The sequence below is a fragment of the Streptomyces sp. NPDC104309 genome (assembly GCF_055584025.1).
Window position 1 is genome coordinate 19,070 of the sequence record NZ_JBVJMV010000042.1, and the last position, 24,739, is coordinate 43,808.

41 protein-coding genes and 1 pseudogene are annotated in these 24,739 nt (G+C 67.0%); 37 read left to right on the forward strand and 5 right to left on the reverse strand.

Annotated elements, in window-relative coordinates:
* Positions 1-173: 173 nt before the first annotated feature.
* From ACZ68L_RS37260 to ACZ68L_RS37270, 3 genes are read right to left on the reverse strand one after another with little or no spacing between them, the layout of a single operon-like run.
* A complete protein-coding gene (locus ACZ68L_RS37260) occupies positions 174-731 on the reverse strand; it encodes a hypothetical protein (RefSeq protein WP_469586578.1) in 558 nt (185 codons plus the stop codon).
* Positions 728-1,885 (reverse strand): hypothetical protein, encoded by a 1,158-nt coding sequence (locus tag ACZ68L_RS37265; protein WP_469586581.1) that lies wholly within the window; start codon positions 1,883-1,885, stop codon positions 728-730. The genes ACZ68L_RS37260 and ACZ68L_RS37265 overlap by 4 nt, the downstream gene beginning before the upstream one ends.
* Positions 1,886-1,899: 14 nt before the next feature.
* Positions 1,900-2,295, reverse strand: a complete 396-nt coding sequence (locus tag ACZ68L_RS37270; protein WP_469586584.1) for a hypothetical protein — start codon at positions 2,293-2,295, stop codon at positions 1,900-1,902.
* Positions 2,296-2,619: 324 nt separating this feature from the next.
* Here ACZ68L_RS37270 and ACZ68L_RS37275 point away from each other — a divergent pair, with 324 nt between their 5' ends.
* Positions 2,620-3,096, forward strand: a complete 477-nt coding sequence (locus tag ACZ68L_RS37275) for a hypothetical protein (RefSeq protein ID WP_469586587.1) — start codon at positions 2,620-2,622, stop codon at positions 3,094-3,096.
* A gap of 16 nt (positions 3,097-3,112) precedes the next feature.
* Here ACZ68L_RS37275 and ACZ68L_RS37280 read toward each other — a convergent pair whose 3' ends face one another.
* Complete coding sequence (locus ACZ68L_RS37280) at positions 3,113-3,904, reverse strand: hypothetical protein (RefSeq protein ID WP_469586590.1); 792 nt, start codon at positions 3,902-3,904, stop codon at positions 3,113-3,115.
* Between the two features lie 350 nt (positions 3,905-4,254).
* On the opposite strand from ACZ68L_RS37280, the gene ACZ68L_RS37285 reads away from it, so the two are divergent.
* The 21 genes from ACZ68L_RS37285 to ACZ68L_RS37385 all read left to right on the forward strand — a co-directional run bounded on the left by ACZ68L_RS37285 (position 4,255) and on the right by ACZ68L_RS37385 (position 14,035).
* Positions 4,255-4,545 carry a hypothetical protein gene (locus ACZ68L_RS37285; RefSeq protein ID WP_469586593.1) on the forward strand — a complete coding sequence of 97 codons (291 nt, stop codon included), beginning with the start codon at positions 4,255-4,257 and terminating at the stop codon, positions 4,543-4,545.
* A gap of 34 nt (positions 4,546-4,579) precedes the next feature.
* On the forward strand, positions 4,580-5,029 hold the full coding sequence (locus tag ACZ68L_RS37290; RefSeq protein WP_469586596.1) for a homing endonuclease associated repeat-containing protein: 450 nt from the start codon (positions 4,580-4,582) through the stop codon (positions 5,027-5,029).
* A gap of 80 nt (positions 5,030-5,109) precedes the next feature.
* The gene (locus ACZ68L_RS37295; protein ID WP_469586598.1) at positions 5,110-5,619 is read left to right on the forward strand and encodes a hypothetical protein; all 510 of its coding nucleotides are present in this window, start codon (positions 5,110-5,112) and stop codon (positions 5,617-5,619) included.
* A gap of 203 nt (positions 5,620-5,822) precedes the next feature.
* On the forward strand, positions 5,823-6,161 hold the full coding sequence (locus ACZ68L_RS37300) for a hypothetical protein (RefSeq protein WP_469586601.1): 339 nt from the start codon (positions 5,823-5,825) through the stop codon (positions 6,159-6,161).
* Positions 6,162-6,245: 84 nt separating this feature from the next.
* Positions 6,246-6,395 (forward strand): hypothetical protein, encoded by a 150-nt coding sequence (locus ACZ68L_RS37305; RefSeq protein WP_469586604.1) that lies wholly within the window; start codon positions 6,246-6,248, stop codon positions 6,393-6,395.
* A 12-nt stretch (positions 6,396-6,407) separates the two neighbouring features.
* A complete protein-coding gene (locus ACZ68L_RS37310) occupies positions 6,408-6,623 on the forward strand; it encodes a hypothetical protein (RefSeq protein ID WP_469586607.1) in 216 nt (71 codons plus the stop codon).
* Positions 6,620-6,946 carry a hypothetical protein gene (locus ACZ68L_RS37315; RefSeq protein WP_469586610.1) on the forward strand — a complete coding sequence of 109 codons (327 nt, stop codon included), beginning with the start codon at positions 6,620-6,622 and terminating at the stop codon, positions 6,944-6,946. Before ACZ68L_RS37310 ends, ACZ68L_RS37315 begins: the two co-directional genes overlap by 4 nt.
* Before the next feature lie 123 nt (positions 6,947-7,069).
* A complete protein-coding gene (locus ACZ68L_RS37320) occupies positions 7,070-7,984 on the forward strand; it encodes a hypothetical protein (protein WP_469586613.1) in 915 nt (304 codons plus the stop codon).
* Entirely contained in the window at positions 7,981-8,433 is a 453-nt protein-coding gene (locus ACZ68L_RS37325; protein ID WP_469586616.1) for a hypothetical protein, read from the forward strand. Before ACZ68L_RS37320 ends, ACZ68L_RS37325 begins: the two co-directional genes overlap by 4 nt.
* Positions 8,430-8,738 carry a hypothetical protein gene (locus tag ACZ68L_RS37330; protein WP_469586619.1) on the forward strand — a complete coding sequence of 103 codons (309 nt, stop codon included), beginning with the start codon at positions 8,430-8,432 and terminating at the stop codon, positions 8,736-8,738. The genes ACZ68L_RS37325 and ACZ68L_RS37330 overlap by 4 nt, the downstream gene beginning before the upstream one ends.
* 213 nt (positions 8,739-8,951) lie before the next feature.
* On the forward strand, positions 8,952-9,263 hold the full coding sequence (locus ACZ68L_RS37335; protein WP_469586622.1) for a hypothetical protein: 312 nt from the start codon (positions 8,952-8,954) through the stop codon (positions 9,261-9,263).
* 77 nt (positions 9,264-9,340) lie between these two features.
* Complete coding sequence (locus tag ACZ68L_RS37340) at positions 9,341-9,721, forward strand: hypothetical protein (RefSeq protein ID WP_469586624.1); 381 nt, start codon at positions 9,341-9,343, stop codon at positions 9,719-9,721.
* A 183-nt stretch (positions 9,722-9,904) separates the two neighbouring features.
* Entirely contained in the window at positions 9,905-10,531 is a 627-nt protein-coding gene (locus ACZ68L_RS37345) for a hypothetical protein (protein ID WP_469586627.1), read from the forward strand.
* A 116-nt stretch (positions 10,532-10,647) separates the two neighbouring features.
* Positions 10,648-10,956 (forward strand): hypothetical protein, encoded by a 309-nt coding sequence (locus ACZ68L_RS37350; protein ID WP_469586629.1) that lies wholly within the window; start codon positions 10,648-10,650, stop codon positions 10,954-10,956.
* A gap of 95 nt (positions 10,957-11,051) precedes the next feature.
* On the forward strand, positions 11,052-11,363 hold the full coding sequence (locus ACZ68L_RS37355; protein WP_469586632.1) for a hypothetical protein: 312 nt from the start codon (positions 11,052-11,054) through the stop codon (positions 11,361-11,363).
* A 92-nt stretch (positions 11,364-11,455) separates the two neighbouring features.
* Entirely contained in the window at positions 11,456-12,172 is a 717-nt protein-coding gene (locus ACZ68L_RS37360; protein ID WP_469586634.1) for a GGDEF domain-containing protein, read from the forward strand.
* Between the two features lie 75 nt (positions 12,173-12,247).
* Positions 12,248-12,379 carry a hypothetical protein gene (locus ACZ68L_RS37365; protein ID WP_469586637.1) on the forward strand — a complete coding sequence of 44 codons (132 nt, stop codon included), beginning with the start codon at positions 12,248-12,250 and terminating at the stop codon, positions 12,377-12,379.
* 3 nt (positions 12,380-12,382) lie between these two features.
* Positions 12,383-13,165 (forward strand): hypothetical protein, encoded by a 783-nt coding sequence (locus ACZ68L_RS37370; RefSeq protein WP_469586640.1) that lies wholly within the window; start codon positions 12,383-12,385, stop codon positions 13,163-13,165.
* Positions 13,166-13,167: 2 nt separating this feature from the next.
* Positions 13,168-13,470 (forward strand): hypothetical protein, encoded by a 303-nt coding sequence (locus tag ACZ68L_RS37375; RefSeq protein ID WP_469586642.1) that lies wholly within the window; start codon positions 13,168-13,170, stop codon positions 13,468-13,470.
* Positions 13,471-13,472: 2 nt separating this feature from the next.
* Positions 13,473-13,847, forward strand: coding sequence for a hypothetical protein (locus tag ACZ68L_RS37380; protein WP_469586645.1), 375 nt, complete (start codon positions 13,473-13,475; stop codon positions 13,845-13,847).
* A complete protein-coding gene (locus tag ACZ68L_RS37385) occupies positions 13,844-14,035 on the forward strand; it encodes a hypothetical protein (protein ID WP_469586648.1) in 192 nt (63 codons plus the stop codon). Before ACZ68L_RS37380 ends, ACZ68L_RS37385 begins: the two co-directional genes overlap by 4 nt.
* Here ACZ68L_RS37385 and ACZ68L_RS37390 read toward each other — a convergent pair.
* Entirely contained in the window at positions 14,019-14,888 is an 870-nt protein-coding gene (locus ACZ68L_RS37390; protein ID WP_469586651.1) for a PP2C family protein-serine/threonine phosphatase, read from the reverse strand. The two genes, ACZ68L_RS37385 and ACZ68L_RS37390, sit on opposite strands and share 17 nt — an antisense overlap.
* A 293-nt stretch (positions 14,889-15,181) precedes the next feature.
* On the opposite strand from ACZ68L_RS37390, the pseudogene ACZ68L_RS37395 reads away from it, so the two are divergent.
* The 15 genes and pseudogenes from ACZ68L_RS37395 to ACZ68L_RS37465 form a co-directional block, all read left to right on the forward strand.
* Positions 15,182-15,355, forward strand: a pseudogene (locus ACZ68L_RS37395) (transposase); the annotation flags it as partial.
* Positions 15,356-15,447: 92 nt separating this feature from the next.
* Positions 15,448-16,374: a hypothetical protein gene (locus ACZ68L_RS37400; protein ID WP_469586654.1), complete on the forward strand. Its 927-nt coding sequence runs from the start codon at positions 15,448-15,450 to the stop codon at positions 16,372-16,374.
* A 276-nt stretch (positions 16,375-16,650) separates the two neighbouring features.
* Positions 16,651-16,983 carry a hypothetical protein gene (locus ACZ68L_RS37405; protein WP_469586658.1) on the forward strand — a complete coding sequence of 111 codons (333 nt, stop codon included), beginning with the start codon at positions 16,651-16,653 and terminating at the stop codon, positions 16,981-16,983.
* Positions 16,984-17,055: 72 nt separating this feature from the next.
* Positions 17,056-17,373 carry a hypothetical protein gene (locus ACZ68L_RS37410; RefSeq protein WP_469586661.1) on the forward strand — a complete coding sequence of 106 codons (318 nt, stop codon included), beginning with the start codon at positions 17,056-17,058 and terminating at the stop codon, positions 17,371-17,373.
* Positions 17,370-17,582, forward strand: a complete 213-nt coding sequence (locus ACZ68L_RS37415) for a hypothetical protein (protein WP_365688694.1) — start codon at positions 17,370-17,372, stop codon at positions 17,580-17,582. Before ACZ68L_RS37410 ends, ACZ68L_RS37415 begins: the two co-directional genes overlap by 4 nt.
* A 231-nt stretch (positions 17,583-17,813) precedes the next feature.
* The gene (locus tag ACZ68L_RS37420) at positions 17,814-18,305 is read left to right on the forward strand and encodes a single-stranded DNA-binding protein (protein ID WP_469586665.1); all 492 of its coding nucleotides are present in this window, start codon (positions 17,814-17,816) and stop codon (positions 18,303-18,305) included.
* A 107-nt stretch (positions 18,306-18,412) separates the two neighbouring features.
* The gene (locus ACZ68L_RS37425; RefSeq protein ID WP_469586669.1) at positions 18,413-18,715 is read left to right on the forward strand and encodes a hypothetical protein; all 303 of its coding nucleotides are present in this window, start codon (positions 18,413-18,415) and stop codon (positions 18,713-18,715) included.
* 657 nt (positions 18,716-19,372) lie between these two features.
* On the forward strand, positions 19,373-19,807 hold the full coding sequence (locus tag ACZ68L_RS37430) for a hypothetical protein (protein ID WP_469586672.1): 435 nt from the start codon (positions 19,373-19,375) through the stop codon (positions 19,805-19,807).
* A gap of 19 nt (positions 19,808-19,826) precedes the next feature.
* Positions 19,827-20,447, forward strand: coding sequence for a hypothetical protein (locus tag ACZ68L_RS37435; RefSeq protein WP_469586678.1), 621 nt, complete (start codon positions 19,827-19,829; stop codon positions 20,445-20,447).
* Between the two features lie 79 nt (positions 20,448-20,526).
* Entirely contained in the window at positions 20,527-21,282 is a 756-nt protein-coding gene (locus ACZ68L_RS37440; protein WP_469586683.1) for a hypothetical protein, read from the forward strand.
* 127 nt (positions 21,283-21,409) lie between these two features.
* Positions 21,410-22,567, forward strand: coding sequence for a hypothetical protein (locus ACZ68L_RS37445; protein WP_469586687.1), 1,158 nt, complete (start codon positions 21,410-21,412; stop codon positions 22,565-22,567).
* Between the two features lie 134 nt (positions 22,568-22,701).
* On the forward strand, positions 22,702-22,842 hold the full coding sequence (locus tag ACZ68L_RS37450) for a hypothetical protein (RefSeq protein WP_469586694.1): 141 nt from the start codon (positions 22,702-22,704) through the stop codon (positions 22,840-22,842).
* 30 nt (positions 22,843-22,872) lie between these two features.
* Positions 22,873-23,493 carry a hypothetical protein gene (locus tag ACZ68L_RS37455; protein ID WP_469586697.1) on the forward strand — a complete coding sequence of 207 codons (621 nt, stop codon included), beginning with the start codon at positions 22,873-22,875 and terminating at the stop codon, positions 23,491-23,493.
* 162 nt (positions 23,494-23,655) lie between these two features.
* Positions 23,656-24,204, forward strand: a complete 549-nt coding sequence (locus ACZ68L_RS37460) for a hypothetical protein (RefSeq protein ID WP_469586700.1) — start codon at positions 23,656-23,658, stop codon at positions 24,202-24,204.
* 1 nt (position 24,205) lies between these two features.
* Entirely contained in the window at positions 24,206-24,475 is a 270-nt protein-coding gene (locus tag ACZ68L_RS37465; protein ID WP_469586703.1) for a hypothetical protein, read from the forward strand.
* The last annotated feature ends 264 nt before the right edge of the window (positions 24,476-24,739 follow it).

The window sequence follows — 24,739 nt, forward strand, 5'->3', positions numbered from 1 at the left end:
TCGAAAAAGACAGTCGAATGAGAATCGATAGGGATTCGGAAAGGCTTTGAATGGGGCGTTGATCGTGCAGAGAAAGCCAGCGCCGGCACGCTGTTCGAACAGCCACCGCTCATCGAAAAAGAGAGGACCCCGAGAAGCCATTGCTTCTCGGGGTCGTCGTCTGCCCAGCCCTACTACCGCCCGGCTGGCATCGCCACGCCAAGCCGAACACGGTAGACCTTCAGCACCTTGCCGAGCGTCTTGAGCCCCTCAGGATGCTCAGCGCCTTCTTCCAGCTCCTTGAGCCGGATGGGCCGCACACCGGCCACTTCGGCCACCTGCTTGCGCGTGGCCTGGCCCCTGAGCTTGATCAGTAGATCCGGCAGGTCCGCGGCCAGGTCCTCGAACATCCTGAACTTCTCACGCTCACCCATGCGGGTGTGGCCGACGTGGATCGCGCCGCAGCTCTCCTCGCACCAGTACCAGCTCGTCGACGCATCTTCCCGGAGCTTCGCCGGGATCTCCTGCTCACTCCGGTAGCGGCGCTTGAAGACCCACGCCCCATCGCGCTGCGTCCGGCATCCGCGCGGCGCGTCCTCGGGACGCGAAGCTGGCACAGCCATACCTGCGCACTTCGGCATGCAGTAGAGCCCGAGGTGCACCGGGTCCTGGGCCCGCAGGCCCAGGCCCTTGCCGCACTTCCTGCAGCGCTGGCGCTCGGGGAAGAGCTTCTCCTTGCTCGTCGCGCTCATCGGATCGGCCGCCCTTCCCGCTCGCGCTCGAGCTTCATCTGCTTCCTGGTCGCCTCGCGCGCCTTGTCCCGGAGGTAGATCGCCTCCTTGTGCGTGATCGGCGCGTCGTGGATGTTGTGCGAGCCCCGCAGGAAGTTCTCCGTACGGTCGGCGATGGAGTACGCCAGCGCCTGCTCGACCACAGCGCTGGTCTGGCGCACGTCGGCCAGCTCGTCGTGCAGCTTGTGCAGAAGCCTGTCCCGCTCGCGTTCGGCGGCCTCGATGCCCGCGAGCCGTGCCACCACGCTGCCCAGCAGCGGATCGCGTGAGCGGAACAGCTCGACGGCGCGTTCGGTGGCCGGGTCTGCATCAATGCGGAGGTCGAGCTGCGCCAGCAGGAACGCCGTCACCAGCGTGCCCTGGCTCAGCCGCTGGCTGAACTCGCGCGCGGCGCTGTCGCTCACGCCCAGTTCGCGGACCGCGGCCGCCCGCAGCTGCTCCCGCAGCGCGTTCATGATGCCCTCAGGCAGTGCCTTGATATGCGGCTGGCTCTTCACACCAGCAAGCCGGAAGCCCGACTGGGGGAGCGAAGCAGTTCCGTCAGTCGGGCTGCCTGAGCCTCCCTTCGAGGCCGCGCTCTGTACGGCCTCCTGATGGTCGGTGAGCTGGAGCGAGCCGGGCGTGATGTGCTCGGCATCATCCGGTGCAGCGGCAGTGTTATGCGCCGCGTTCTCGACGCCCGGCTGTGCCCCGGAAACCGGCACAGCATCAGCCACCGGGCCCGCCGGCGCACTGCCCAGGAGCGTCCCGGCTGTGCTTTCCTGCCCGCCGCCGGCACCACCACCGCGCTGGCTGGATCCGCCGGCCCGCTCAGAGTCACCGGCGTCGGGCTCGTAGTCCGGCTCCAGATTCAGGCTGTCCTCTTCGGCATCCTCATCGAGATCAGGCTGCGGACCCTCAACCTCGGGTTGAGAGTTGGCGTCGCCGGCCTCATCAAGCTGCACATCGGGCTCACCCGCTGCCACCTCAGGCTCAGGCTGCGCCACCTCGGCCTGGACGCGCTTCAACTCTTCGCTCCCACCGCGCCGGTAGGCGTCAAGGAAGGACGTATCCACCTCCATCACCTCGGCGGTGGACGTGGCGGCCTCCAGTATTTCTGCGAAGTCCCGGCTCATGCGAGCTCACCGTCCTAGTCGTCGAGCAGGTAGTTGTCGCCGCGGGTGAGCCCGATCAGCGAGTCAAAGCCCTGAGTGACCACGCGCTCGAGGTTCGCGTTGTTCGTCGAGAGCGCCCTGATCTGGTCGATCAGCTCGTTGAGCCGCGCGATCTCCAGCGTCGGCAGGTCGTAGTCGAGGTTCTCGCGCCGAATCTTCTCGACCACCGCCTCGGCCACGTACTCGTTCACCGAGGAGAATCCGCGCTTGTCGGCCCAGTACTTTGCGCGCTGCTTGTCGTCCGGGTCCAGCCGGACGAACATGCCCTGACGGCCAAGGCTGCTGCTGTTGCTCGGCGTCGCGCCCGGCGGCTTCGTCTTCGCGCCGCGCGCAGGCTGCAGCGCCCTCTCCAACTCCTGTGTGACGGTCATGCGCGGCGTCTCCTTGCCTTATTTGACTAATCTATGAGGTCATCCTATCAATGCTATTCAATAAGTCACCTGCGCTCTTTGCGATTCGGCTCGAATACCAGTAGAGTCGCAGCCGCGCCCAGTCAGTTCCCCCCTCTGGCGGCGCATCGCCGCAGTGGGGGGCTTTACTCGACTCCCTTCCCATCGGGCGGGGCCACCTGCTGCGGAGCGCATCCACCTTCGGGTGACGGCAAGAAAAACGAGAACCTGGTGCGGCATCGCACCAGGTCCTCTGCCATTCCACGATGGCCCGCCGACTGAACGGCCCGACTCGAAGGAGCGCCCATGAGGTGCCGACTGTTCACTCATTGGTCCATCAGTCTGGACTCGTGGATCAACACCACCGGATACGAGCCGGACCGTGCTCCATGGGAGTTCACCGCGTACCTGTCGTGCGTGTGGGAGTCCATCCCAGGCGTCGAGGAATGCCAGGTGTGGTTCTACACGGTGCACACGGGGCCGGCTCGGATCGTCGACGGCCGGATCGTGGCCCGGATGCATTGGAGCGTGGACGTTCCCACCGAGGCGTGGCGGGCGTGGCGTGCCGAGTACGACCGCGGTCGGCCTGTTCTCCCTGGAATCCGGCGAGACGCCCTGCGGTACCTCGCCGGTGAGTTGTACGTGTCCGGCTCGATCGCCCCGACGGACGCCGTCATGACCGTGACCGGGGCCCGCGAGGGTCGCAGGCCGGCGTGGCAGACGATCGCTGACCCGATTCATGTGTACCGACCCGAGGGCCGTATTCCTGCCGGCTGCCGGTAGCTGGCCACTCCTCCGCTCAGGAACCAGGAGTGGGAGCCGCCGTCGCATTCGTCGTGCAGTCGACGATCCCCTGAGTGAACCTCGGTGACTGCCAGATCGCCTTGTCCTTATCGCTGGGCAGATGCTCGACGATCGACCTGGCTCCGAGGGGTGCGCCGCCGGCGAGGAAGTGCAGCGCCTCCTGACTGAAGCCGGCGTTGTATACCAGGGTCGACACGCACGGGCCGGCCGCGGCGTACGTCTTCTTCTGCCCCTCGTCCTGAGCGTAGGAGGAGAACATCGAAACCAGGCCCTTGGTCAGCTCGATGGACGAGCCGACTGCCTGATCCACGCGGGCCGGATAGACCGGCTTCAAGTTCGGCTTACCCGCAACAGGCTTCCCGGCTACCTTCGGCGGCACGTAGGTCTGGGCCTTCAGGCCGCTCGGCAGCACAGCCTTGTCGATGCATGTGTCGAAGTCCGCGCGCAGCGACCGCGAGGCCAGCCGCGCAGCGTCGTCCTCGCTGACCTTGTTCAGTCCGTCGATGACTGAACCCGTGTCGTCGCTGTCGGCCTTGACGATGTAAGCCAGCGCTTCGTCTGGCATGCCGGCCTTCCGCACGGCGGCTGCCAGGCAGGCGCCGCCGTCCCTGCTGGAACTCCCGGTGCCCTGAAAGGCGAGCTTGTCCAGCGCCTCACCGAGAGCCTTGTCGGTGACCTTGACTGTATTCACAGTCGGACTCGGCGCGGGCTGTACCTCCTGGGCTGTGCCGCTGTTGTCGTTGGAGCACCCGGCAAGCGCAACGCCCGCAGCCACCGCGAGCGTCACAGCGGAGAGCCCGGCCTTCCTCGTTCTCCAAGTCCTCATTGCGTCTCGCCTCGCCTCTCCTGTCACCTTCTAGTCGGACTGGCTTGACTGGCCTTTGATGGCATCTTATCGGAGTGCTTATTGAATGGCGGTCTGTGATGAGTCAGAATGCTGCGAGATAAAGAGTCCAGAGGGCGCGCCGAGCAGAGCTCGGCGCCGCAGGGTGTCTGCGGGTCTGTTTGGCGTGTGGGGATCAACGGAGTTGATCCGGAGGACTCTGTGACACGTCGTGCGCGTGTCGGCTGCGGGTGGCCCCTTCTCGGGCGGCTGCTCGTGGGCTTCTCATTCATTCCCACGAAGGACTGCTCGCCATGACTGCTCTTGCTTCGCGCTCTGTCGCCCCCTCTGCCACCACCGACGCCGATCTGCTGACGCTCACGCTGCACGTGAGCGGTGACCAGAAGACCTGGCACCCGATCGTCTTCGAGGGTGAGAGCTCGGTCTACGTCGACAAGCAGGCCGCCACCTGGCTCAAGGAGCGTCCGTACCTGGCCGTCGAGATGGACGACTCGACCTGCTACGGCCAGTTCCCCAGGACCTTCAACGCCGTGTTCGCGTCCATCACCCGTGACCAGCAGCTCGTGCAGGTGCAGACGATCTGACGGGCAGCCGGCTTCCAGAACGAGAGGACCGACCATGACTCTGTCTGCTGTGCACGTCCCCGCGCCCGTGAAGTCCGGGCCGGTCGTCTACACCGACCAACAGCTCCTGCGCGTGCTCGTCCACCTGGCGCAGGGGGAGGGCACTCTCGGCCGGCGCACCTTCGAGCAGCGCCGGCACCCGGCTGATCCATCAGCTCCGCTGTACGAGCGCCGCTTCGGCAGCTGGAACCGCGCGCTGGAACTCGCGGGCCTCGCCGTGGTCGAACAGCCCCAGCAGCTCCACGCTGCGACGACGAAGTGGACCCAGGAACAGCTCATCGCCGCGATCCGGCGGTGCCTGCTGGTAACGGGATCCACGACGCTGGCGGCCTACGAAGCCTGGCGCACGGATCCGGCGAATCCGAAGTCTGATGTTCCGCCGGCCACCACCATCCGCTTCCGGATGGGCAGTTGGTCACGAGCCACCGAGCTGGCTTGCAGCTGAAGTCCATCGGCATCTGCGATGCCGTTCACGCCGCACAGTGGATAAGCCCGAGTCGGCAGATTCTCCTGGGAAGGGGACTCATGGCGGATGTAGTCACCGTCTGCATTCTGGAGCCGTGCTGCGAGAAGTCGGAGCCGGGTTATACGCCGAGACCGAAGCCTTACTACGTGCGCGCCCCGGGCTGGTCGGACTCGTGCAACCACCTCCGTAGCGAGCGGCGGAAGGCGACGATCACGGAGTACGAGACGCGTGAGGAGGCCGAAGCCGAGTACCAGGGCGAGGCGCGCGGCTGGGGGTCGACGGATGGATGGTTGTACGAGGGCGAGATGCCGCCGGAGGGTGAGCGGTTCCGGATCATGCCGATCAAGGGCACCCTGACCACGCACTGCTGGCACGGGGAGCCGGTCGAGATCCCGTTCCCGACCATCGACCTGGCCCGCGAGTATGCCGAGGAGTACCACGAGTATCCCGACGGCGGGCACCACAAGCAGATCCTCTACAACATCGTCGGCGACCAGGACACGGTGGTGCGCTGGTCGTCCTACACGGTCAAGGTCGGAACTGAGCTGACCGCCGACGACTGGGCGTAGCACGTATTGAGCTAGCGAGGGAGCGAAGACCCGCTGCCTCCCCAGATCCTGTAGTCCCAGCGGAAGAGCGGCCGTAGAGCAGACGGCGAGACTGATGCGGATGCACGGGTCCCTGTCCGCCGGCTTCCGCCCCCTCATTCCGTTCCACACAGCCGGGCTGTGCACAGGGCGCTACCCGGACCAGTCAGAGAAGGAGAACAGAGGTGCGCGTCTACGCGGCTTTCGACCTCGGCTTCAAACACGACGGGGTCGAGCACACCGCCGAATTCGCCTGGGAGACGGGCGAGCTCCCCGTTCCCCGGAGAAGAGACCGGATCGCCTTCGGTGAATTGATCACGGTCGTCGACAGAGTCCAGTACTCGTGTATGGACGCCGGATACATCGCCACACGCGACCACGAGGAATCTCCCGTGAAGATCGATCTCTGGCTGCGGCTGACCAAGGCCACGCGCCAGAGGAAGTACGAGCCGCAGGAGTTCCACTCGATCCTGTCCGAGCTGCCCAGTGTCACCGACCTGTGCGTGGCCGGCCTCTGGGAGTAGCCCCACCCTCCGACATCCGCGCCCGACCTTCGGAACGAGATCTCGCCCGAGCCCGACGACCCGGAGATCAAGCCGTGCACGTACATGACGACGTCGGCCGGCCACGAGCTGGCTGACGAAATCCGGGAGCAGGCCCGCGCCTGCGGCAGGTACTGGCGACAGCAGCAGCCGGACCTGCCGCAGACCGAGGAGATCGACAACACTGGAGGGAAGGGCGAGCGCACGGTCACGTGACACTTCCACAACATGGTGACCGCCTCGGGCAGCCTGTCCTTCGCCACGTGGACGCACGGCGAGCACTTCGTGCGGCTGTGGACCCCGGAGGCCGCGTTCCGCGACGTGCTGTCGTGGCAGCCGCGCCGACTGGTGTCCTCGGATTCGGTACAGGAACTCGCCGGGGCCTGGGGGCCGGTCGGACGGCGTATCCGCCAGCATCGCATCTTTCCCACCCCGGAGGTGTGAGCGTGCTGCCCGGACTCGCCAAGCACGTCGACCTCCTGCCCGCGCGCAACGACTACACCACCGGCTTCCTCGTCGTCCGCAAGGTCGCCCACGACACGGTGTACGGCTACGTGTGGGAGCACACTCTCGCGGACGGCACCACAACGTGGGTCGCCCAGCCCGACACGGCCAACGACGCCTCGCGCATCCCCGTCATTCAGTCCAAGGAGTGGGCCGCGGACTTCCTCTACGAACGCGGGTGGCCGACGTTCATCCTCCGCGAGGACGCGGCGAACGAAGTCCTCCACGGACGTCCCGAGGCCGAGCGTTCCTCCGCATCGTGAGCTAAGCACAGCACCCAATCAGCCCGTTCCGTACGCACGACGAACGTGGGTGCGGCTCCGGTTCGAACCTGGAACGGGGCGCTATGCGCGGGCACCGCGCAGAAGAGTACGAGGAGGATTCCCTTGGAATTCGAGTACCACCATCCTGGCGCGGACCTCACCTTCCGGTGGGACGGCTGGATGCAGGTCATGATCAGGCCGGGCCCGTCCGTTCCGTACGGGGCCTACCCGGACCGCTTCGACATCCGTGAGCCCGACTTGCGGATTGAGAACTTCTTCAACGACGGTGCCTACGACCCGTCCGTACACTTCGTGCCGCGCACACAGGGGGCGTTCGAGGTCATGTGCGACGACTTCTTCCGCGGCCGACACGTTGCTGCCGGACTGCGGGACTACAACAAGTACCCCTGGACGAGACGGTCCTGGGGTCGGTCGATGGGGGCGATGGAGTTCCGCTACACGGGCGGCTTGCACATCGAGATGAGCCCGGCCGAGCAGAACGACTGGAAGCCGGTGATCGATCTGGCGGCCTCCGGCCACACCCGCACCCGACTGACCACGGGCTGGCTGATGCGCCGCTGTGACGGCTGGGAGCTGGCCGTCTTCGAGGCTCTCGGCGTCACCGGCGCCTCCAAGGACTTCGACCGCGCGCACACCGACTGGGTGCAGAAGCACCGGCCGCCGTACGGCAAGGAGTGCATCGTCGGGAACTGGGAGGAATGGATCTACAAGGCCATGCGCACCGGCTGGCGCGACGGCCGCGTGGAGGAATGGAAGGACCTGGGCGGCTACGAGCGTCACCTCGGTGACCACCCCTGGCACGCACAGCGGACCGACGCGGACGGCACGCGATGGAACTTCACCTGGCAGGGCCACCTTTACGCCTACGTCTACAGCCCGGTTCTCGGCAAGCCGCTCCCGGACAACGAGTACCTCTGGGTGTTCCGGCCCCAGGAGCAGGCCGCCGACCAGGACGTGATCGAGTGGCTCGACCAGCGGGCCGACAAGTGGATCAAGAACAAGGGGGGGTCCGAATGAATCCGGCTCGAACGGTCGAGGTGGTCTGGTGGCACCGCGAGCCCCGAGGCGGCGTGGGCCAGGGCGAGGCCGCGGAACGGAGGACGGACGTGGTCCTGCTGGAGGAGTACGCCGATCACCACAACGCGTCACCGTGGGTGTTCGGCGAGATCCGCGCCAAACTCGCCACGAAGCACTACGAGAACAGGCTCGCGCCCAACAACATCTTCACCGACAGCATCACGAGCGTCTGCAACTGCGAGTCGACCGAGGCTTGCGAGTACGCAGAGTTCGACGGCCACCGGTTCAGCCTCAGCGACGGCTCGCGTATCGGCAGTATGACGATCCGCGAGAACATGCCGAACCCGCGCGAGGGCTACCCGAACTCCAAACTCGGAGTGGAGAACGTCAGGAAGCAGTGGGCCGAGCTGACGCTGGCCGCGATCATCGAGCAGGAGGGGCACCAATGAGCGACGTGCAGGAGCACCTGGCGAAGATGCTGCGGATCGTCGGCATCGAGAAGATAACCGCACGGAACACCGAGAAGGTGTGGGTCCGCATCCGGATGTGGGAGGTCGCCGTCCGGTGCTCCCGCTGGGACGCTGACGCCGACGCCGAGCTACCCACAACGGTCAAGGAGGTCCGCGAGAACGTCGGCGTGACCGCAGCCGACGGCACGAAGAAGCTGACGGACGCACAGTTCGACAGGCAGCTCGCCCACAACGTTCGGGTCGAGGCCGAGAAGTCGTACGCGTCCCTCACCCGCTTCAACTGAAAGGGCGGCCACGATGAACGAGCTGTACGACGAGAGGGACTGGCAAGACGCCCACCAGGCCGCGGAGGAGAGAGGCTTCGGATGTACGACGGCTTTCCGATCGAGCACGTGAATGACGTCGCGAAGTTCTTCAAGGCGTACGTGCCCAGGAAGGACGAGGTCCTCGTCCAGGGGAACGGGCGCGTCTTTATCTTCAAGAGGAAGCCCTAACCGATGAAGATCGCTGTAGTCAGCTCGGCCGGGCTGCTCACCATGCCGTGGAGCAGCCTCCACCACATGCCACTTCCCGCACCGAGCGACCTGGCCCAGGATCTCGTGCGGTCCCACCGCCTGCTCAAACGACTACAGCGGTCGTACCAGGCGGAAGGCAGTGCAGATGAGTGGCGGTCCGCAATGGGGATTGTCACGGACGCAGCCGCGGCGCGGGCCAGGACCAGCTCCAGCTATACCGAGAAGATCCGGCAGCTCGCTGCCGACAAGTCGTACCTGATCGACAACGGGCTCTGCCACGAAGACGAGCGGTAGAACCAAGGACACCACAACGACTCGGCGGCTCACCCATTTTGGTGGGCCGCTTTTATTATCCCCAGAAGGAGTTCCGCATGGTCATTCACATCGGTGAGACCGGCCGGACTGTGGAGCCGGGCCAGACGTTCACCATCCCGAGCCTGAACTACACCCTCACCTACATTCGTACCGACGGCGACAACCTGATCCTCCACGACAGCACGGGCGAGTTCACGAGGCCGATCCGGCAGAAGTACCTGGCGGAATACGGGCACCACCTGTCGAACACCGGCGAGAGTGTCGGCGACAACCCGGACTTCAAGACGTTCTCGCCAAGCACGTTCACGTTCACGTGTGCCGACTGCGAGAAGACCGCGCCGGTAGCCGCATTCCGCGAGATCAACTGCAAGCCCGACGCCACGGACCTGGCGCTGCTGATCTCCACTCAGTCCGGGGAGACGGGGCAGCCCGGCTAATGGGACGACCCCGGCGTGGCGATGGAGCTAGCCGAGCTGGTCCTCAAGGAGAAGGACCTCAAGTAGGCCGGCTGAGGGACACCAGAGCGCATCATTTACCTCACCTTCTCTTGACATAGCGATTCGCTGGCCGATGGCTCCTGTACGGAGCTGTCGGCCCCTTTCATTTCCGAGGAGAAACTTGTGGACAAGATGACGTGCGCGACGCCCGGCTGTGGCCCCGCGGTCGAGATCTGCATTCGCGCGGTCCTCAGCGTGGCGGACGACGGCAGCGTCAGCCTCTCCCATTTCCTGCTGCCCGAGAGCACCGAGACCGAGTGCCGGCAGTGCGGGAACCAGCCGATCGATCCCAGGGACTACACCGACCAGATCCGTCGCATCGCCCCGGTGGAGGTCGGCGGCCCGAAGGTGCTGCCGAAGATCGAGGCCCGGACGCGGACCGACGTGATCACCTATGTCGACAGTGACGGCAACCCGGAGACCAAGTACTTCATCAACGGTCAGGAGATCTTCGCCCAGATCACCCGGAAGATCCACGAACACGTCATCGACCCCGGCCGCTCGGGTGGCAGCCACGCCTGGGCCTGCTCGATGTACGACTCCGCGTCGAACTCGGGAATCCCCGCCGCGGTCCGCACCAAGTTCGCCGACGCCATCGAGACCAGCGGCCACAACTGCCGCAAGGAGCAGTGCACCTCCTGCGAGAACTGCGTCACGGAGCCCTGCCCGCTGATCACCGACACCGCGCGGGAGCGCACGGACGCCCGCGCCGCCGAGGAGGCCCAGGAAGCGGAGGAAACCGAAGAGTGAGCGTGCCCAAGGTCCACCCCCGCTCTCTTCCCCAGTCGACGCAGCTGCCCCGCCGCGACACGGCGACCCCAGCACCCTCATCACCTTTCGGCTCGACTTCTGACGAGGAGGCCCTCATGGCCGTCCAGACCACCTGGGCCGACACCTTCACCGCGCTCGACAGTTGCTTCACCTCAGAGCTCGCGGTCCTCATCGGCAGCGAACCGCCGCGCGGGCTCACGCCGAACCGGTTCATCCACCTGGTCGAGGAGGTCCGCGATGTCCTCGCCGCGTCCCGCCTCAGCCACCTCGAAGACGCCAGTAACGACCTGGACTCCGCCGCCACCCACCTCACCGACGCACTCACCAGCCCGGGCGGCGACCAGCGCTCGCTCCTGGCCTGGGCACGCACCCACCTGCGCGACGGCATCGAGAAGGCCAGCTGATCCCTCACCCGAGTTGAGCGCACTCTGTGCCGCCCCGGACCCCGCACACGCCGGGGCCGGGGCGGTCGCAGTGGCCCCTCAACACAGGAGAGAAGATGGACGTCATGCCGCTGCCGTATTTCGAGGTGAGCGTCCCGATGCGCAACACCGAGGCGCCCGGCCTGCGCGGTCTGCATATCTTCACCGGCCGGGCCGACAGCCATAGCGCCGCCGTACAAATTGCGCACGAGGTCTACGACGCGGCACGCGCCGCGACGGAGGCCGGGCTGGAGATCCCGCACGGGCGGCCGGACGCCTGGGGTGCCTGTGGATTCCGGCCCGGCTGGGAACTCGACTGGCCCGCCGCGACCGCCTGCCGCTGGACGAACCCCTGCCGCTGGACCAAGCCCAGCACCTTCGAGCTGTAGCTCTGCCCCGGGACGGCCGCCATCGGCCTGGTAACCACGTCGACCGCCCCGGGCCCACCCAACCCGTACGAGAGGAGAGGGAGATCCCCAGTATGCACTCCGCCCTGCGCACCCGGGGCCGGTTCGGCCCGCGCGCACTCCTGATCACCGCCGCAGCCGTCCCGCTGACCGGCTGGGCGGTCCACGCCGTCACCCTGTACAAGCAGATCGCCGCCAAGGAGAAGGACCCGCTGACCGGCCTCCTGCGCCGCGACGCGTACACCGCCCGGGCCCACCGGCTCCTGGCCCGCCGCGACGACCTAGTCGTGGTGATGGTCGACCAGGACCACTTCAAGGCCGTGAACGACGACTTCGGGCACCCGGCCGGGGACGCCGTCCTGGCCGCGACCGCCGCCCGGCTCACCGCGTGGGCGGGCCCGCGCGCGTCCGTCGGCCGCCTCGGAGGCGATGAGTTCGCCGTAGTCGTCCAGGTACCCGCCGTGCTCCTGGAGCAGCGCCTCGCGCAGCTGGTCCGGATGCTGCACACGCCGGTCGTCCTGGACGACGGCCGCACCGTCGACGTCGCCGCCTCGGTCGGCGCCGCGGCCACCGGTGTTCTCGGCACCCGCGACCTGACCGTGTTGCAGCGGGCTGCCGACGCCGCCCTGTACGACGGCAAGCACTCCGGCCGCGCGCACCTCGCCACCGCCGCGCACACCACGCTTCCATCCGTCAACGGCCGCCGGGCCGGGCGGCCGGGCACCAGCGTTTGGGGCGAGCCGTGCCCCGTGATCACCGCCGCCAACAACACCGAGGAGACCTCCGAGTGAAGGACCCCCCTGATCCCCGTAGCCGACATCCGCGCCGCGCAGAACAAGTGCCTGGAACTGCTCGGTCTCGACCCGGTGTCCGAGACCGAGTACGAGAACATGCACCACCACTGGGGCGACGACTTCACGACCGAGTACCGCTACAACCGGCGCGGCACGACCGACCGGGTCGTGGGCACCGTCACCGAGTGGGTCCGCGTCGGCTAGTCCGTGGAAGCGACGAAGCGCGAGGTCCGCATCGGCGGCGCGGACCCGGGCACCTACACCGTCATCGAGATGCCGAAGGGCACCTACGACGGCGCGGACCGCCGGGTCATTCTGGACGGCAAGTACATCTCCCAGGCCGCGACGCTCATGCGGGCGATCTATCTGGTCCAGCGGTACTTCGTCTACGGCACCGTCGAGCACCACGAGATCACGAACCGGCCGACGTGCATGGAACACATAGGTGACGGCCTCGACATCCTGGTGACCGAGGGCCCGAACTTCGACATCGACCGGTACCCCGACGGCGGGTCGTTCATGTTCGCGTACACCAACGGCTGCGACCCGTGCCGCGGCGAGTACTCCTACCTGGTCAACGACAACGAGGCCATGGCCACCGCGAACTGGGCCTTCATCGAAGACAATGAGGAAGACCCGGCCGAGTGGAGGATCAAGTCGATCGACTACCACCCCGACGAGCCGACCGTTCCCTACTGCTTCAACGATGCCCGCGTGTCGAGCACCCAGGACATCAGCACCACTACGGCTGCCGATGCGGTGACTGCCGAACTGCCCCATCCGTTCCGCACGACGTTCGAACAGATCGCCGCGATCGACGGGGGCAACGTCCCCGTGGACGGTGACGACCACCGCGATGCGCGCGCACTCGCCGGACGTATCCGCGACTTCAACGAGTACTACGCCCCCGAGAACACCCACCTGCGCTCCATCGTCGAGGGCTGGCTCACCAACTACTGCGCCGCCCACACCTACCGTGAGGAGAACTGACCATGCCCCGCTACACCCTCGCCGAGCAGGAGACCCTGGACCACTTCTTCGTCGCCGTCGCGGTCACCCCGAAGCTGGAGACCAGGGCCAAGCAACACATGGGTGTGCTCTTCGACGACTACGCGAAGGCCGATACTGCCGCCGACGAGATCGACGACTGGGCCTGCGTCCTGACCGCCGGCGTCGAGCCGCTGCACCCGAACCGCGTCGCGCACCTGACCGGATTCTCCTCCAAGTGCTCGATCGACGGCCGCCGCCTCTACATCCCGCTCACCACCCCCGACACCGCCACCGAGGAGAGCTGAATATGAATGTCCCCGTCTTCCGTAGCCGCTACGGCGGCTCGATCCAGTGGCGCGACGGCAAGCAGCACCTCGCGGACCCGGCCGTCAACCACGGCTACCACTACATCGTCGCCTGGCACATCCTGCTGGGCTCGAACGCCTACTACATCATCGACCGCTGCGCGGAGGCGAAGGCCTCCGGTGCTCCGAAGAACGTCTTCTCCTTCGACGCCATCGACCGCTTCCAGCCGACCGAGCGCAAGATCTGGAAGCCATGGGGCACATTCGGCGGCACCGACCAGAACCGCGAAATCGTCGAGGACATCGTCGCCGACCTGAACCGCCACACCAAGGCCCTCACCACGTACAGCGCCGCCAAGAAGGGAGCTGGCCGATGAGCCCGATCGAGCTGCGCACACTGATCCATACCGCGCTGAACAAGAAGGCTGGCACACAGTACGGCGATATCCTCACCGTCGAACAGATCCCGCCTGTGCCCGGCGAGCCGGTGCGCCTGCGGGTGCAGGCGCCGGACCCGTCGGGCGCGATCCGCACCCACCTGATCGAGATCAGCGAGGAGAGCTGACGCCGCCTGCTTCCGTCGCTCCTCCGGCGCCTACGCTGCCGGGCTCGCCCGGGTGCTGGGTGCCGCCGGTGTCACCGTCGTGGACATGGACCGTCCGTACCGCAAGACGCGGCGGATGAGGGGAAAGTCCGACGCCGAAGCCGAGGGGATGGAGTAGGACCACGGAAGTGGCGTCGTCACGTGCACCATCACGGCCATCGCGAGCAGCAGCGGTCAGGGCATCGGCGAGTACCTGCGGGTCCTCGTGCGTACGTACCAGGGCTACCAGCTCAGCGTGGCTGACGGTGTCGTGGATGCCGTCGGTGGTGAGCAGCACAAGGCGGTCGGGGATCTCGGCCTCGCGGACGGTGGCCACGACGGCGGTCGCGAGGGACACGCGGACCCATGCGTTGTGGTGCTCGGCCCGCTCCGGGGGGCCACCTGGGTGCACTTCCCGTAGAAACTGGCCCATCGTCTGGTCGGTGGAGTACTGGCGGAGCCGCGTTCCGTCCCATCCCCACGCGCGGGCGTCCCCGACCCAGGCGATCCGGGTGGTGTCATCTCCAGGGCCGGTGACCGCAGCCACCGCGACCGCATCCGGCTCGGGCTCTTCTCTGACTCCGGGGTCTGCCACCAGCTCGCCGGCGCTGAGGAGTCCGGCCAGGGCGCCGCGCCGGGCGGTGACGCGAGCGGCCACCTCGGCGAGTAGCGTGGCCACGAAGGACACGCGTTCGGAGTGACCGATGCCGTCGACCACGGCGGCCGCCGTGGTCTGGTCGGCCAGGGTGTGCACCACGGCGGCATCGCCGGTAGGGCCAGCCGTACCCGGTCGGGTCGACAGGCCGATAGTGACGCTCGTGCGGTCGGTCGTCATGAACAGAAGCCTACGGAGGCAGCAGGGATGGCCCTTAACGTCCGACTAACGGAGGCGGGTTGACAAGGAAGCCACTGACGCTCTCGGCTGCGTCAGTGGCTGGGAATGAGTCGTAGCCAATCTCCCGAGACAACACAGCTAGAGAACATCATCTGATCAGCGAAGCTGATCCGGATGGTGGCATGAGAGACAACTGAACAACTCGACAACCCACCGGTCAGGCAGGCGGCCCCCGCGCTGCTGGAGCTGTTCGGCACAGCCCCGAGACTGCCGGCCGGCTGCTGGCCTAGGTCGGCGGCAATCCCGCACGCATGTGGTCCGAAGGGGCAGTTGCGCATCTCGCCAGTGTCGCTCGAATCCCGGCCTCCTCCGGCCGCACCCACCGCCACCGCCTCAACCGCAGGGGTGACCGGGCCGCGAACAGCGCGCTGCACACCATCGTGCCGATCCGGATGTGCTTCGACGCGCACCCACACTGACGTCGAACGCCACCTCACTCCGAACGACCTCGCTCCAGCTGCTTGACAGCTGTATGAGCGTCCCGAGAACGGAAATTCCGATGAGCGCCAAACTGCACGACGGGCTGCGGCTGACCGCCCACGCGCCCGACCTCTTCGAACTCACCCGCGTGATCTCCAAGCGCATGCGCGAGGTCTTCCGCGAGCTGGCTGTACCCATCATCGCCAGGAACGTCGCCCGCGTCGTCGACGACGCCGAGGTACGCGAACGCGACATGGGCGGCCCCCTGCACAACTACCTCGTCTTCTTGGCCCGGAAGCTCTGGCTCGACGAGCAGACCGGACTGGATGACCGGATGACGTTCCACGACCCGCTGCGCTTCAGCATCGTCTTCGGCCAAGTCGCCGATGAGTGGGGCACGCACCAGCTGGCGTACCCGTTCGCCAGGAAACGCGAGTACACCGACGCGCTCACGGCCCTCGAAGCCGACGGCCACCCGATCTTCATCGACTATCACTACCAGAGCCAGGTTGACCGGCCGGCGAACATCTCGGATGGCGAGTGGAAGCGCCGGCGCGGCGACTGGAACTCTCTGCTCGACGCTGAAGACCCTGAGACCGATGGCACCTTCGAGCACCTGCCCGGCTGGCAGCTCTCGGACAGCATCGAGGGTGTCTTCGACACGGTGCTGCTCGGCGACAAGGGCACCGTCATCGATCTGAACGCGCATCGCACCATCGAGTACAGGATGCGCCAGGTGCTCAACCAGGCAGTTGCACTCGACCTGAACCTCGATCCGGCCGACGGCATCAACGGGGTGCTGACCCGTAATCGGTGCATCGAGCGTGCGATCTCGCAGTACCTCGACACCGCCGAGGGCAAGGTCATGCCGCGGCCCGCGCCACTGCCAGGTGTCCGGGAACTCGACGTCGCGATCGGCGAGTTGCCGCCGGTTTACGAGCCTCCGGCTGAAGCCGTTACGCGGATCTGCGAGCTCTATCGCGAGCAGGCGCTGGCTGGTGACTGATCTGGATCGACGCAGTCGATCCGGAAGTAGATCTGCAGAGGCATCTGCATCCCCTCGCCCACCGGCGCGATTGCACCGCGCCTTTTCGAGGCGTTCGGCGGCGAGGCACGCGTCAGCTTTTACACGAACGACGGACGGGTGGTGGCGGATCGCCACCGCCGCCAGCGGCCTCACCGCCGAGGCTCCCGGGGACGTCAAGTACGACACCAGCGGGGAGACGAGCGCCGCCGCCGGCGCCTTCCTCGCGGCCAACACCACCACGGATGGAGTCACCGCATGAGCACCCAGACCACCACCCCGGCCGCCGGCGCGTTCGCCGAGACGCTCACCGAGCTGGCCGACGGATACCCGACCGACCCGGAGGGGACCGAGCTCGTGACCGTCACGGTCACCGACCCGTCGACCGGCGAGCAGTATCAGGTCCCGATCGAGCCCGGCCAGCTGGCGCGGGTGACCGCCCTGGTACGCGGCGAGCTGGACACCTTCCGCGCCGCCCACTCCGACGGCACCGGCTACTGCGGGCACTGCCGGGGCACCGGCCTCGTGGACGGGGCCGGTGGCGCCGCACTGCTCGCCGAGGTGCCCGCCGACGACGGGAGCCGCCCGTGACCCCGCGGAGGCATCAGCCGATCGCTCCCGTGGGCGTTCCTATATCCACATCACGAGAAGAGAGAGACCACCATGGCTGAGTCCACGACCACTGTGAAGCACGACGTCACCATCGACTTCGGCGGCATCGAGCTGACCGGGTCGCTCGTGCACGACGACGAGAACCGCGTGCTGGAACTCGAAAGCGGCGAAGGTCCCGCTCAGCCCATCTCGGTCAGCCTGCAGGGCTACGGTCTCACGCCCGAGCCCGGAAACGTCTTCATCAAGGGCTGGCCTGAGTACTCGGGCCCGATGGCTAGCCTGGCGCGGGCCGGTCTGGTGGAGGTGGTGCACTCACTCACCGTCGGACCGTACCTCTTGAAGGCTTACGAGGTGCGGGTGACGCTGTGAGCGTCGGAATCATTATCGCCGTCGGGCTGGTCCTGCTGGCGTTCTGGTTCACCCTGGCAATCGTCCACCGAGGCAAGATCGTCGATCTCGAACACTCCTACCGGCTCGCCTGCAAGGTCGGCGACACCGCCAGAGCAGATCAGCTGGAAGCCGAGCTGCGGGACATCCGTGCATCGGGCCGGAGGTCTGGTCGGGGGAGTGGCCGGTAACCCGGCGAAGAACACGAGTCTGATCGGCGAAGCCGATTCGGGGCTCGGAATGACAAGCATTCGATCAGCACAGCTGATTCGGAAGAAGCATTGAAAGAGAACATCATCTGATCAGCGAAGCTGATCCGGATGGTGGCATGACAGACAACTGAACATCTCAGCAACCCACCCAACTGCGCGCGGACGACGACGTCGATCCGAGCGCTGCGCTGTATTCAAGGAGAATCCACCATGTCGAACCCGAACAGCACCGCATCCGTCATCGGCCGCCTGGCGAACGACCCGAAGGTCTTCGAGAATAAGGACGGCTCCAAGAAGGTCATGATCACCGCCTTCGTCGACCGCTACACCGACGCCCAGGGCAACCGCATCTCCGATGCCCTGCCGTTCGAGGCATTCGTCCGCGCCCAGACCCCGGGCACCGGACCGTTCGCTCACGTGCACAAGGGCGACCTGGTGGCCCTCAGCTACGAGCCCCGCATGAACCGCTACACCAAGAACGGTGCGGAGGTCTTCGAGGTCAAGCTCGAGATCCAGAACATCTCCTTCCTGGAGTCCCGCGCTACCACCCAGGCCCGCCTGGCCAAGCGCGTCACCAAGGCCGAGGCTCAGAACCAGAACCTGCAGGCCCAGGCTCCCGCCCCGGTCGCCGCTGCTGCGCCCGCCGTCGTGCACGCCGCCAGCGCCGTGCAGGACGAGCAGCTGCCCTTTCAGGCCGCTTGACGATCTCTAGAACTTCACCCCTCCCGGCGGGCCTGGCCGGGGGCTGCCCCAGGTCCGCGGGGCGCCTCCCCCCGGCACCGCCCAACTCGCCTGGATAGGAGAACGCGTTGAGCATCACCACCCCGACCGTCCCCGCCCGCCGCCCCCACCAGCGGCCCATGAACACCGAGATCGCCGCCCTGGACCTGGGCAGCGTCGGAGGCGTCCGCGAGGCCATCGCCCTCTTCGCCCGCAGGATGCTGGAGGCCGCCGCGATCGGGCACGACCGCGACCAGCGCACCCACGCCGCGACCGTCCAGGCCCTCAACGCACTGCTGCTGGACATGCTCAACACCAGCTGTCCCGTCTGCCGGGGCAAGGGAACGCTCGACCACGCCGCGTGCCCCAACACCTCCGCCCACCGCTCGTAAACCCGCCCCCTCCGGGGGCGCCCGCTGGCGCGACCTGCTCTTCGACGCCCTCAACCGGATCTGACCTCACTGCCGGCCAAACCGCGACTGTTCTCGAGTCATCAGCACAGCTGATCCGGGCAATCGACAACAGACCCGCCATAGACTTCTGCACGGAGCGGTTCGAATCCGCAGTGCGCCGACTGATCCTCGGCGTGCGCAAGTGGACACACCGTGCAGACCAACCGCGGAAAGGGTTCCTGAGCGCTGCAGCTGATCCCTGCGGCGCGTCCCTGGAGATCTCCGCGGCTCCGGCTTCCCCAGCACCCCGGTGCGCGCTCTGCCTTCGGGCAGCAGCGGCGCCGGGGTGCTGTGTTTTTTCTTCTTCGTGGCTCGCCTTACTCGCCCCGTGAAGGCAGTGAGCACAAAGGATCAGCGGAGCTGATCCGGATCTGGCGTTGAAGAACATCCTCGTCACGTCAGGAGCCGAGCCATGAACTGCCCGAACTGCGCCATCGACATGGAGTCGAACGCCCACGGCGTCCGCGCCAGCAAGAAGGCCAAGAAGGTCACGCACACGTGCTCCGAGTGCGGCTACAGCGAGACACGCTGACCAGCGGCTTCTTCGCCCTGCCTTTCCTCTTCCCCTCTACTGCTGTCGCGAAGGAAACCACGCCGATGAACACTCTCCAGACCACGCCCGGCTTGCCCATCATCCTCATCGTCTTCGCTGCCGCCCTCGCGACGATGGGACTCGCCTTCCTCCTGCCGGACCTGATCGGATGGAAGCCGCGGGCCAAGGACTACGGCAGCAAGACCGAGCAGCGCGTCCGGCCCGCCGTCGGCAGCTACGTCCTCCTCGCCGAGCCCAGCGGATACCTCGAATACGAGTCCGACGCAGTCCCCGGCAACATCGGCATCATCGTCCGGCATTCCAAGAACGGCCATGACGACACCGGGGTGTTCGTCCACTGGCTGACGAAGCCAGACGACCTCGTGCACCAGGACCTCGCCGCCCTGGAGGACGCACGCATTTACGGCGTGCGCTGCGAGCTCGCCGAGCTCGCCTTCTTCGAACCCATGCCGGCGGCCCACCCCCAGCACAGGCACTGACCAAGGACCACTGACCATCATGAGTTTCCTCAGCCGCATCGGCTTCATCGAGACCGAAGAGCAGGAGCGGACCCGGCTGGCCCAGGCCCCCGAAGGCTCGCTGAACCACTACCTGTCCACCCTGCCCGTGACTATCGAAGAGTGGCCCAAGGACCTGCTCGTCGAGCTGCCCTGGGAGCCGCCGCGCACGAACCAGTCCTACCGCGTCGTCGTAGTGCCGATGGAGTTCCGGAAGGAGGCTCTGCCCGACGGCGTTGAGGAAGAGCCCGTGCCACGTAAGCGCCACTCCGGTTCCTGGATGTGCGCCGTGGTGTTCTCGACCCACCCGAGCTACCCGGCCGGCGGCTTCCGCATCGACGTCCCTGCCACCGAGATCGCCCGCGGCCGGAAGATCGATCTCGCCACCGCCCTGGCCCCGTTGGCCGCCACAGCGTCGCGACCGGCGCCCGATCCGGCCACGCAGCCCCCGAAGCCGTGCCGTGTGCAGCGTGACCGGGGCTCGCAGCACGGGACAGTCGAGCCGGAGACGGACGGCGGTACCGAGTTGGACGCGAGCGACCGGCGCGCGGTGCGCGCCCTGGCAGCCACCGCCGGACTGATCCCGGCGAGCACAGCCGACAACCGTGCCCCGCTCTTCTGATCCCTTCCCTACGGGGCGCCGTCGACCGGCGGCGCCCCCACGACCACGGCACACGCACCAATCCCGAGGAGAACCCCGCATGTCCACGCTCACCGCACGCCCCAGCCTCACCAAGACGCGCCCCGCGTACGACGGCCACACCGGCGCCATGCTCCGCGAGGCGCTCGAAGCGCTCGGGATTGTGTACTGCGTAGACAAACCGTGGCGCGACCTGCCTACGGAGTACGTGGTGTGCAGCGTGCCGGGACGTGCGCGGGTGTGGATTCACTGTGTGGCCGACCCGTCCGCCCGCACCCCGGAGGGGCGCCGGTTCTCCGATCACTACGACCTGCCCGCCGTCGCACTGTGGGCCGTGGCCGCCACGGTCACCGACGACGAGGGAACCCGGTTCGTCTACGACGGGTTCGACGACGAGCACAAGCCCACGGCGTCCGCAGGCATTCAGTCCGGGCAGTGTGCTGCCGCGGTCGCCGAACACTTCGGGCTGATGCTGCCTGAGCCGGAGCGGGTCTGTGTGCACTGCGGACGCGGTATCGAGTGGATCGAGGACGACGGGCAAGGCGCCTGGTACGACTCGTCCAACTGGACCGGGCGCGTGTCCGGTGAGACTCTGCACGCCCCGGAACCGCTGTGCGGCTCATGCGAAGACTACGGCCTGATCACCCACTATGACCCGTCCACGGACGGGATCACCGGTCACAGCCGGTGCGACAACGCGCCGTGTGTGGCGCGAGCCGAGAAGCGCGCGGTCGAGTACGAGCGCAAGCGCGCCGCCGAAGAGGCCGAGGCCGCCGCGCACGTGTGCGCCGATCACCTCTGCTGCCCTCCGTTCTAACGCCACGGCGCCCCCGGATCCGGGGCCTTTGGCCGGCCCCTCCCCGTTCGAGGCGGGGCGGGGGCACTGACCGCACGCCGGTCGGCGTGCGGAGACCACGGCAGCACTCGGGAAGGAACCCCAAACCATGACCACCACCACGGCCCGCAGCATCGTTCGGGAGATCGTCACCCGCTCCTATCGCCGGTGCACCCCGACCAACGGCCGTGCGCCGGAGGGTACCGAATACGGCGTAGACGGCTGGCTGTTCGACCTTCCCGGTGAGACGCTCAACGGCCGCCGGTTTCCGCAGTGCACCTATGCGACGTACCAGGTGACCAGGAACGCCGAGTTGGTTTGGATGGTGCGCGAAGTCGGCGGCGAGCGGCGGCAGGTCGGCAGCCACAGCACCACCCGTAAGGGCGCGCTCGCGCTGGCGGTCCGCGCGGTTGCCCACGAGCGGGAGAAGGGCGCTGCCGCGCCCGAGACGACCGCGCTGGCAACTTGCGACCAGGGCTCCCGTGCGCGCGGCGCCGCGTGGCGCATGGCCGCCGAGGGCGGCGAGCGTACCCAGGTGTCGGCCACCATGGACGAACGGCTTCTAGCGCGCATGCGCGCAAGCCAGCTCTCCGCCCTGCCGACCGTCGCGGAAATCCGGATGGCGTACCCGCTGGCCGGTGGGGCCGCCACGCTGCGGCTGATGACCGCCGAGGGCAGCACGGCGGAACGCCACATGATCCCGCTCACGGAGCGCGGCCCAGCCGGTCGGGAGAACGACCCGGCCGGGATCTACCTGGACGCCATCACCGACGGTGTGAACACGGAAGGGCTGAAGATCGCCGCCGGGTGGCACCTGATGCGGCTTGGCTTCAACTACGCGCCCGGCGCGGCCTGGGCGCCGTACACCGGCAGCGCGACGAGCGAGGCGCAGTGGAAGGAGTGGGCGCCGATGCTGCCCGACGGACACCGGTGGCCGCACACGGTGCGCGTCGCCATCGTGCCGACCGCCGAACACCTCGCCTACATAGACCGCGCGTTCGGTCCCGCGCCGGAACTGCCGGACCTTCCGGCCGGTGCGAGCGCACACCCGTCCGGCCCGCGTTCCTGGCGGATCAGCTACGCCAACCGCCGGTTCTGGCAGCTCTCCTACTGGCCCCGTATGGGCGGCGACGTGTGGACCCTGTACGCCGACCCGGCCCGCACCAAGTCCCTCGCCAGGGCCGACAACCCTGGCGAACTCCTCGCCGCCATCCCCGACCGTGACGCCGAAGCACAGCCCCGCGCGGCGGCCCGCAAGGGCTACTGAGTGGCGGCACCATGACTGCCACGATCACCGCGGCGCGCGGCCGGTTGGTCCGGCGCCACACGGCCAGCATGCGGTAAGCGGTCGGCGCGCGCCGGTGGCTGCGGGCCACGGAGTACCTGGGCCTCGGGCACGGCGTGCGCGGCTCCCACGGCCGCCCCACCCCACGCCCGACCGGCGTCGGCCCTGAGCTCTACCAGCTGCCGGGCCACTTCACCGTCCAGGCTGGCTTCTTCGCCAAACGGCTGCGTGTGCGCAGCAACATCGAAACCACCTGACCACGCCCAGAATGAGAGAGACCCAGCACCATGTACAACACCCCCTTACGCCAACGCCTGCGTGACTGGGCGATCTCGATCGCGATAATTGCCGCCCTGGTCGCAGGCGTGTTCCTCTGGCTCAACCACATCAAGGGGCAAGAAGAGACCCAAGAGCGCGCTGCCATGGCGAACACGAAGATCGTCTACGTCGCGGACTCTGTGCAGAAGCTCGTCAAGCGCACCGACGGCTCCTACTACAAGGCAACCCTTACGACAGAGGATCCGAACACCGGCATCTACGAGTACACGACCATCGAGGACCACGACGTCGTCGTGCCCAAGAGCGTGTCGGTGAAAGAACAAAGCGAGCGGCGGCAGTTCCCCTGGCGCCGTCTGACATTCACCAACGACATCGAGGTCCGGATCATCGGTCCACATGAGGCAGACCGGACGCCACGCCTTGAGCGGCTGCGCTGCACGGTCAAGCCCATCGATGCGTCGAAGCCGAGCTACACCGGCGATGCGCACGCCAGGGGTCGGCTGAAGATCGGACCCGACCAGGAAGGCACGGACGCAGGAAGCCTGAGTGGCCTCTTCTCCAACGGTGGCCAGCAGCTGTGCCAAGACCGGATCACGATCCTCGTGCCGGACGGCAGCATCCAGCCGTAGCCGACTGGAGCTCACCTCTGGGCGTCGGCATGTGAATTCCGCAGAGCCCCCCGCCGGCTGAGCATGATGCTCGCCGGGCGGGGGGCTCTTTCCTTCTGCCTGATCGGCGGAGCTGATTCGGTCTGGTTTTCGAAAGATCACGTCCACGCCAGGAGTGCAACCATGAGCCAGTCTCTCGAATCCACTGATCCCCGACAGACGGACCACATGCGCTGCAACTGCGTTTTGGACCTGGAGCCCGCGCACTGCCACTTGTGCTCCAAGATGACGGGGCGAGACGAGGTCCACTCGGGACAGCACTGCCCGACGCGTGTCGTCGAGGCCGCCAAGGTCGCCTTCGAGGTGGCGGCGGGCTACGAGCACGCTGCGCCGGTGGTCCTGCACTCCAGCGAGTTCGCTGACGTTCACGGCGCAGTGAGCGCTGCACTGCAGACCCGTGCAGAGCAGATGCCGGAGCTGTCGCGACTCACGGTGCCCATTGCGGCGAGCTACAGCATCCGTGGCGCACACGCGGAACTCGACGACGTGACGTTCCCATCTGCTGCTGGCCTCACCACCGCCGTGATCACCATCCGCACGGCCTATCCGATCGACCGACTGACGCAGATCCCGGTGATCAGCCAGATCTCCCATGAGGTGGAAGCCGCAGCCGAGGAGCAGGACAACGCCTACGTCGCCGAGAAGATCTACATCATGGAGGAGGAGCGCTGACATGAACGCCACTACCAGTACCTCCGGTTCAACGTGGCACGACCGCGCGGTCAAGACTGTCGGCCGGGTCCTGTTCACCCTCATGTTCGCGACGAACGTGATCGTCCTCGCGCCGGCTGCGGTTTTCTGCGTCGTGACCGGCCAGTACACGCCGATCATCGTCAGTATCGCCTTCAGCGGCCTGTGCTGGTGGATCCTCCTGCGTACCCTGCGGGCTCTTGCCGAGAAGCGCCGCGCCAGGAAGGCGCTCATAAGCGCGACCCAGAACTGAAACCACGGTACAGATCCGATCCAAAAGAAGAAGGCGAATTTCGCCGCAGTTCTCGAGCTGGTTCGTGAGGCGATCGACGGTCAGGGCCCGAACGTGCACGCCTGCGAGATCGCCCGGAAGATCCTCGAAGTGACCAACCTGAAGCCCTTGAAGGCGGGGCGGGGATCAGCGCAGCTGATCCGGCCACGGCCTCAGAGATCACTCAGACGATCCCGAGTCCGCCGCTCCAGGTTCTGGAGCACACAAAACGACCCTTGATACGAC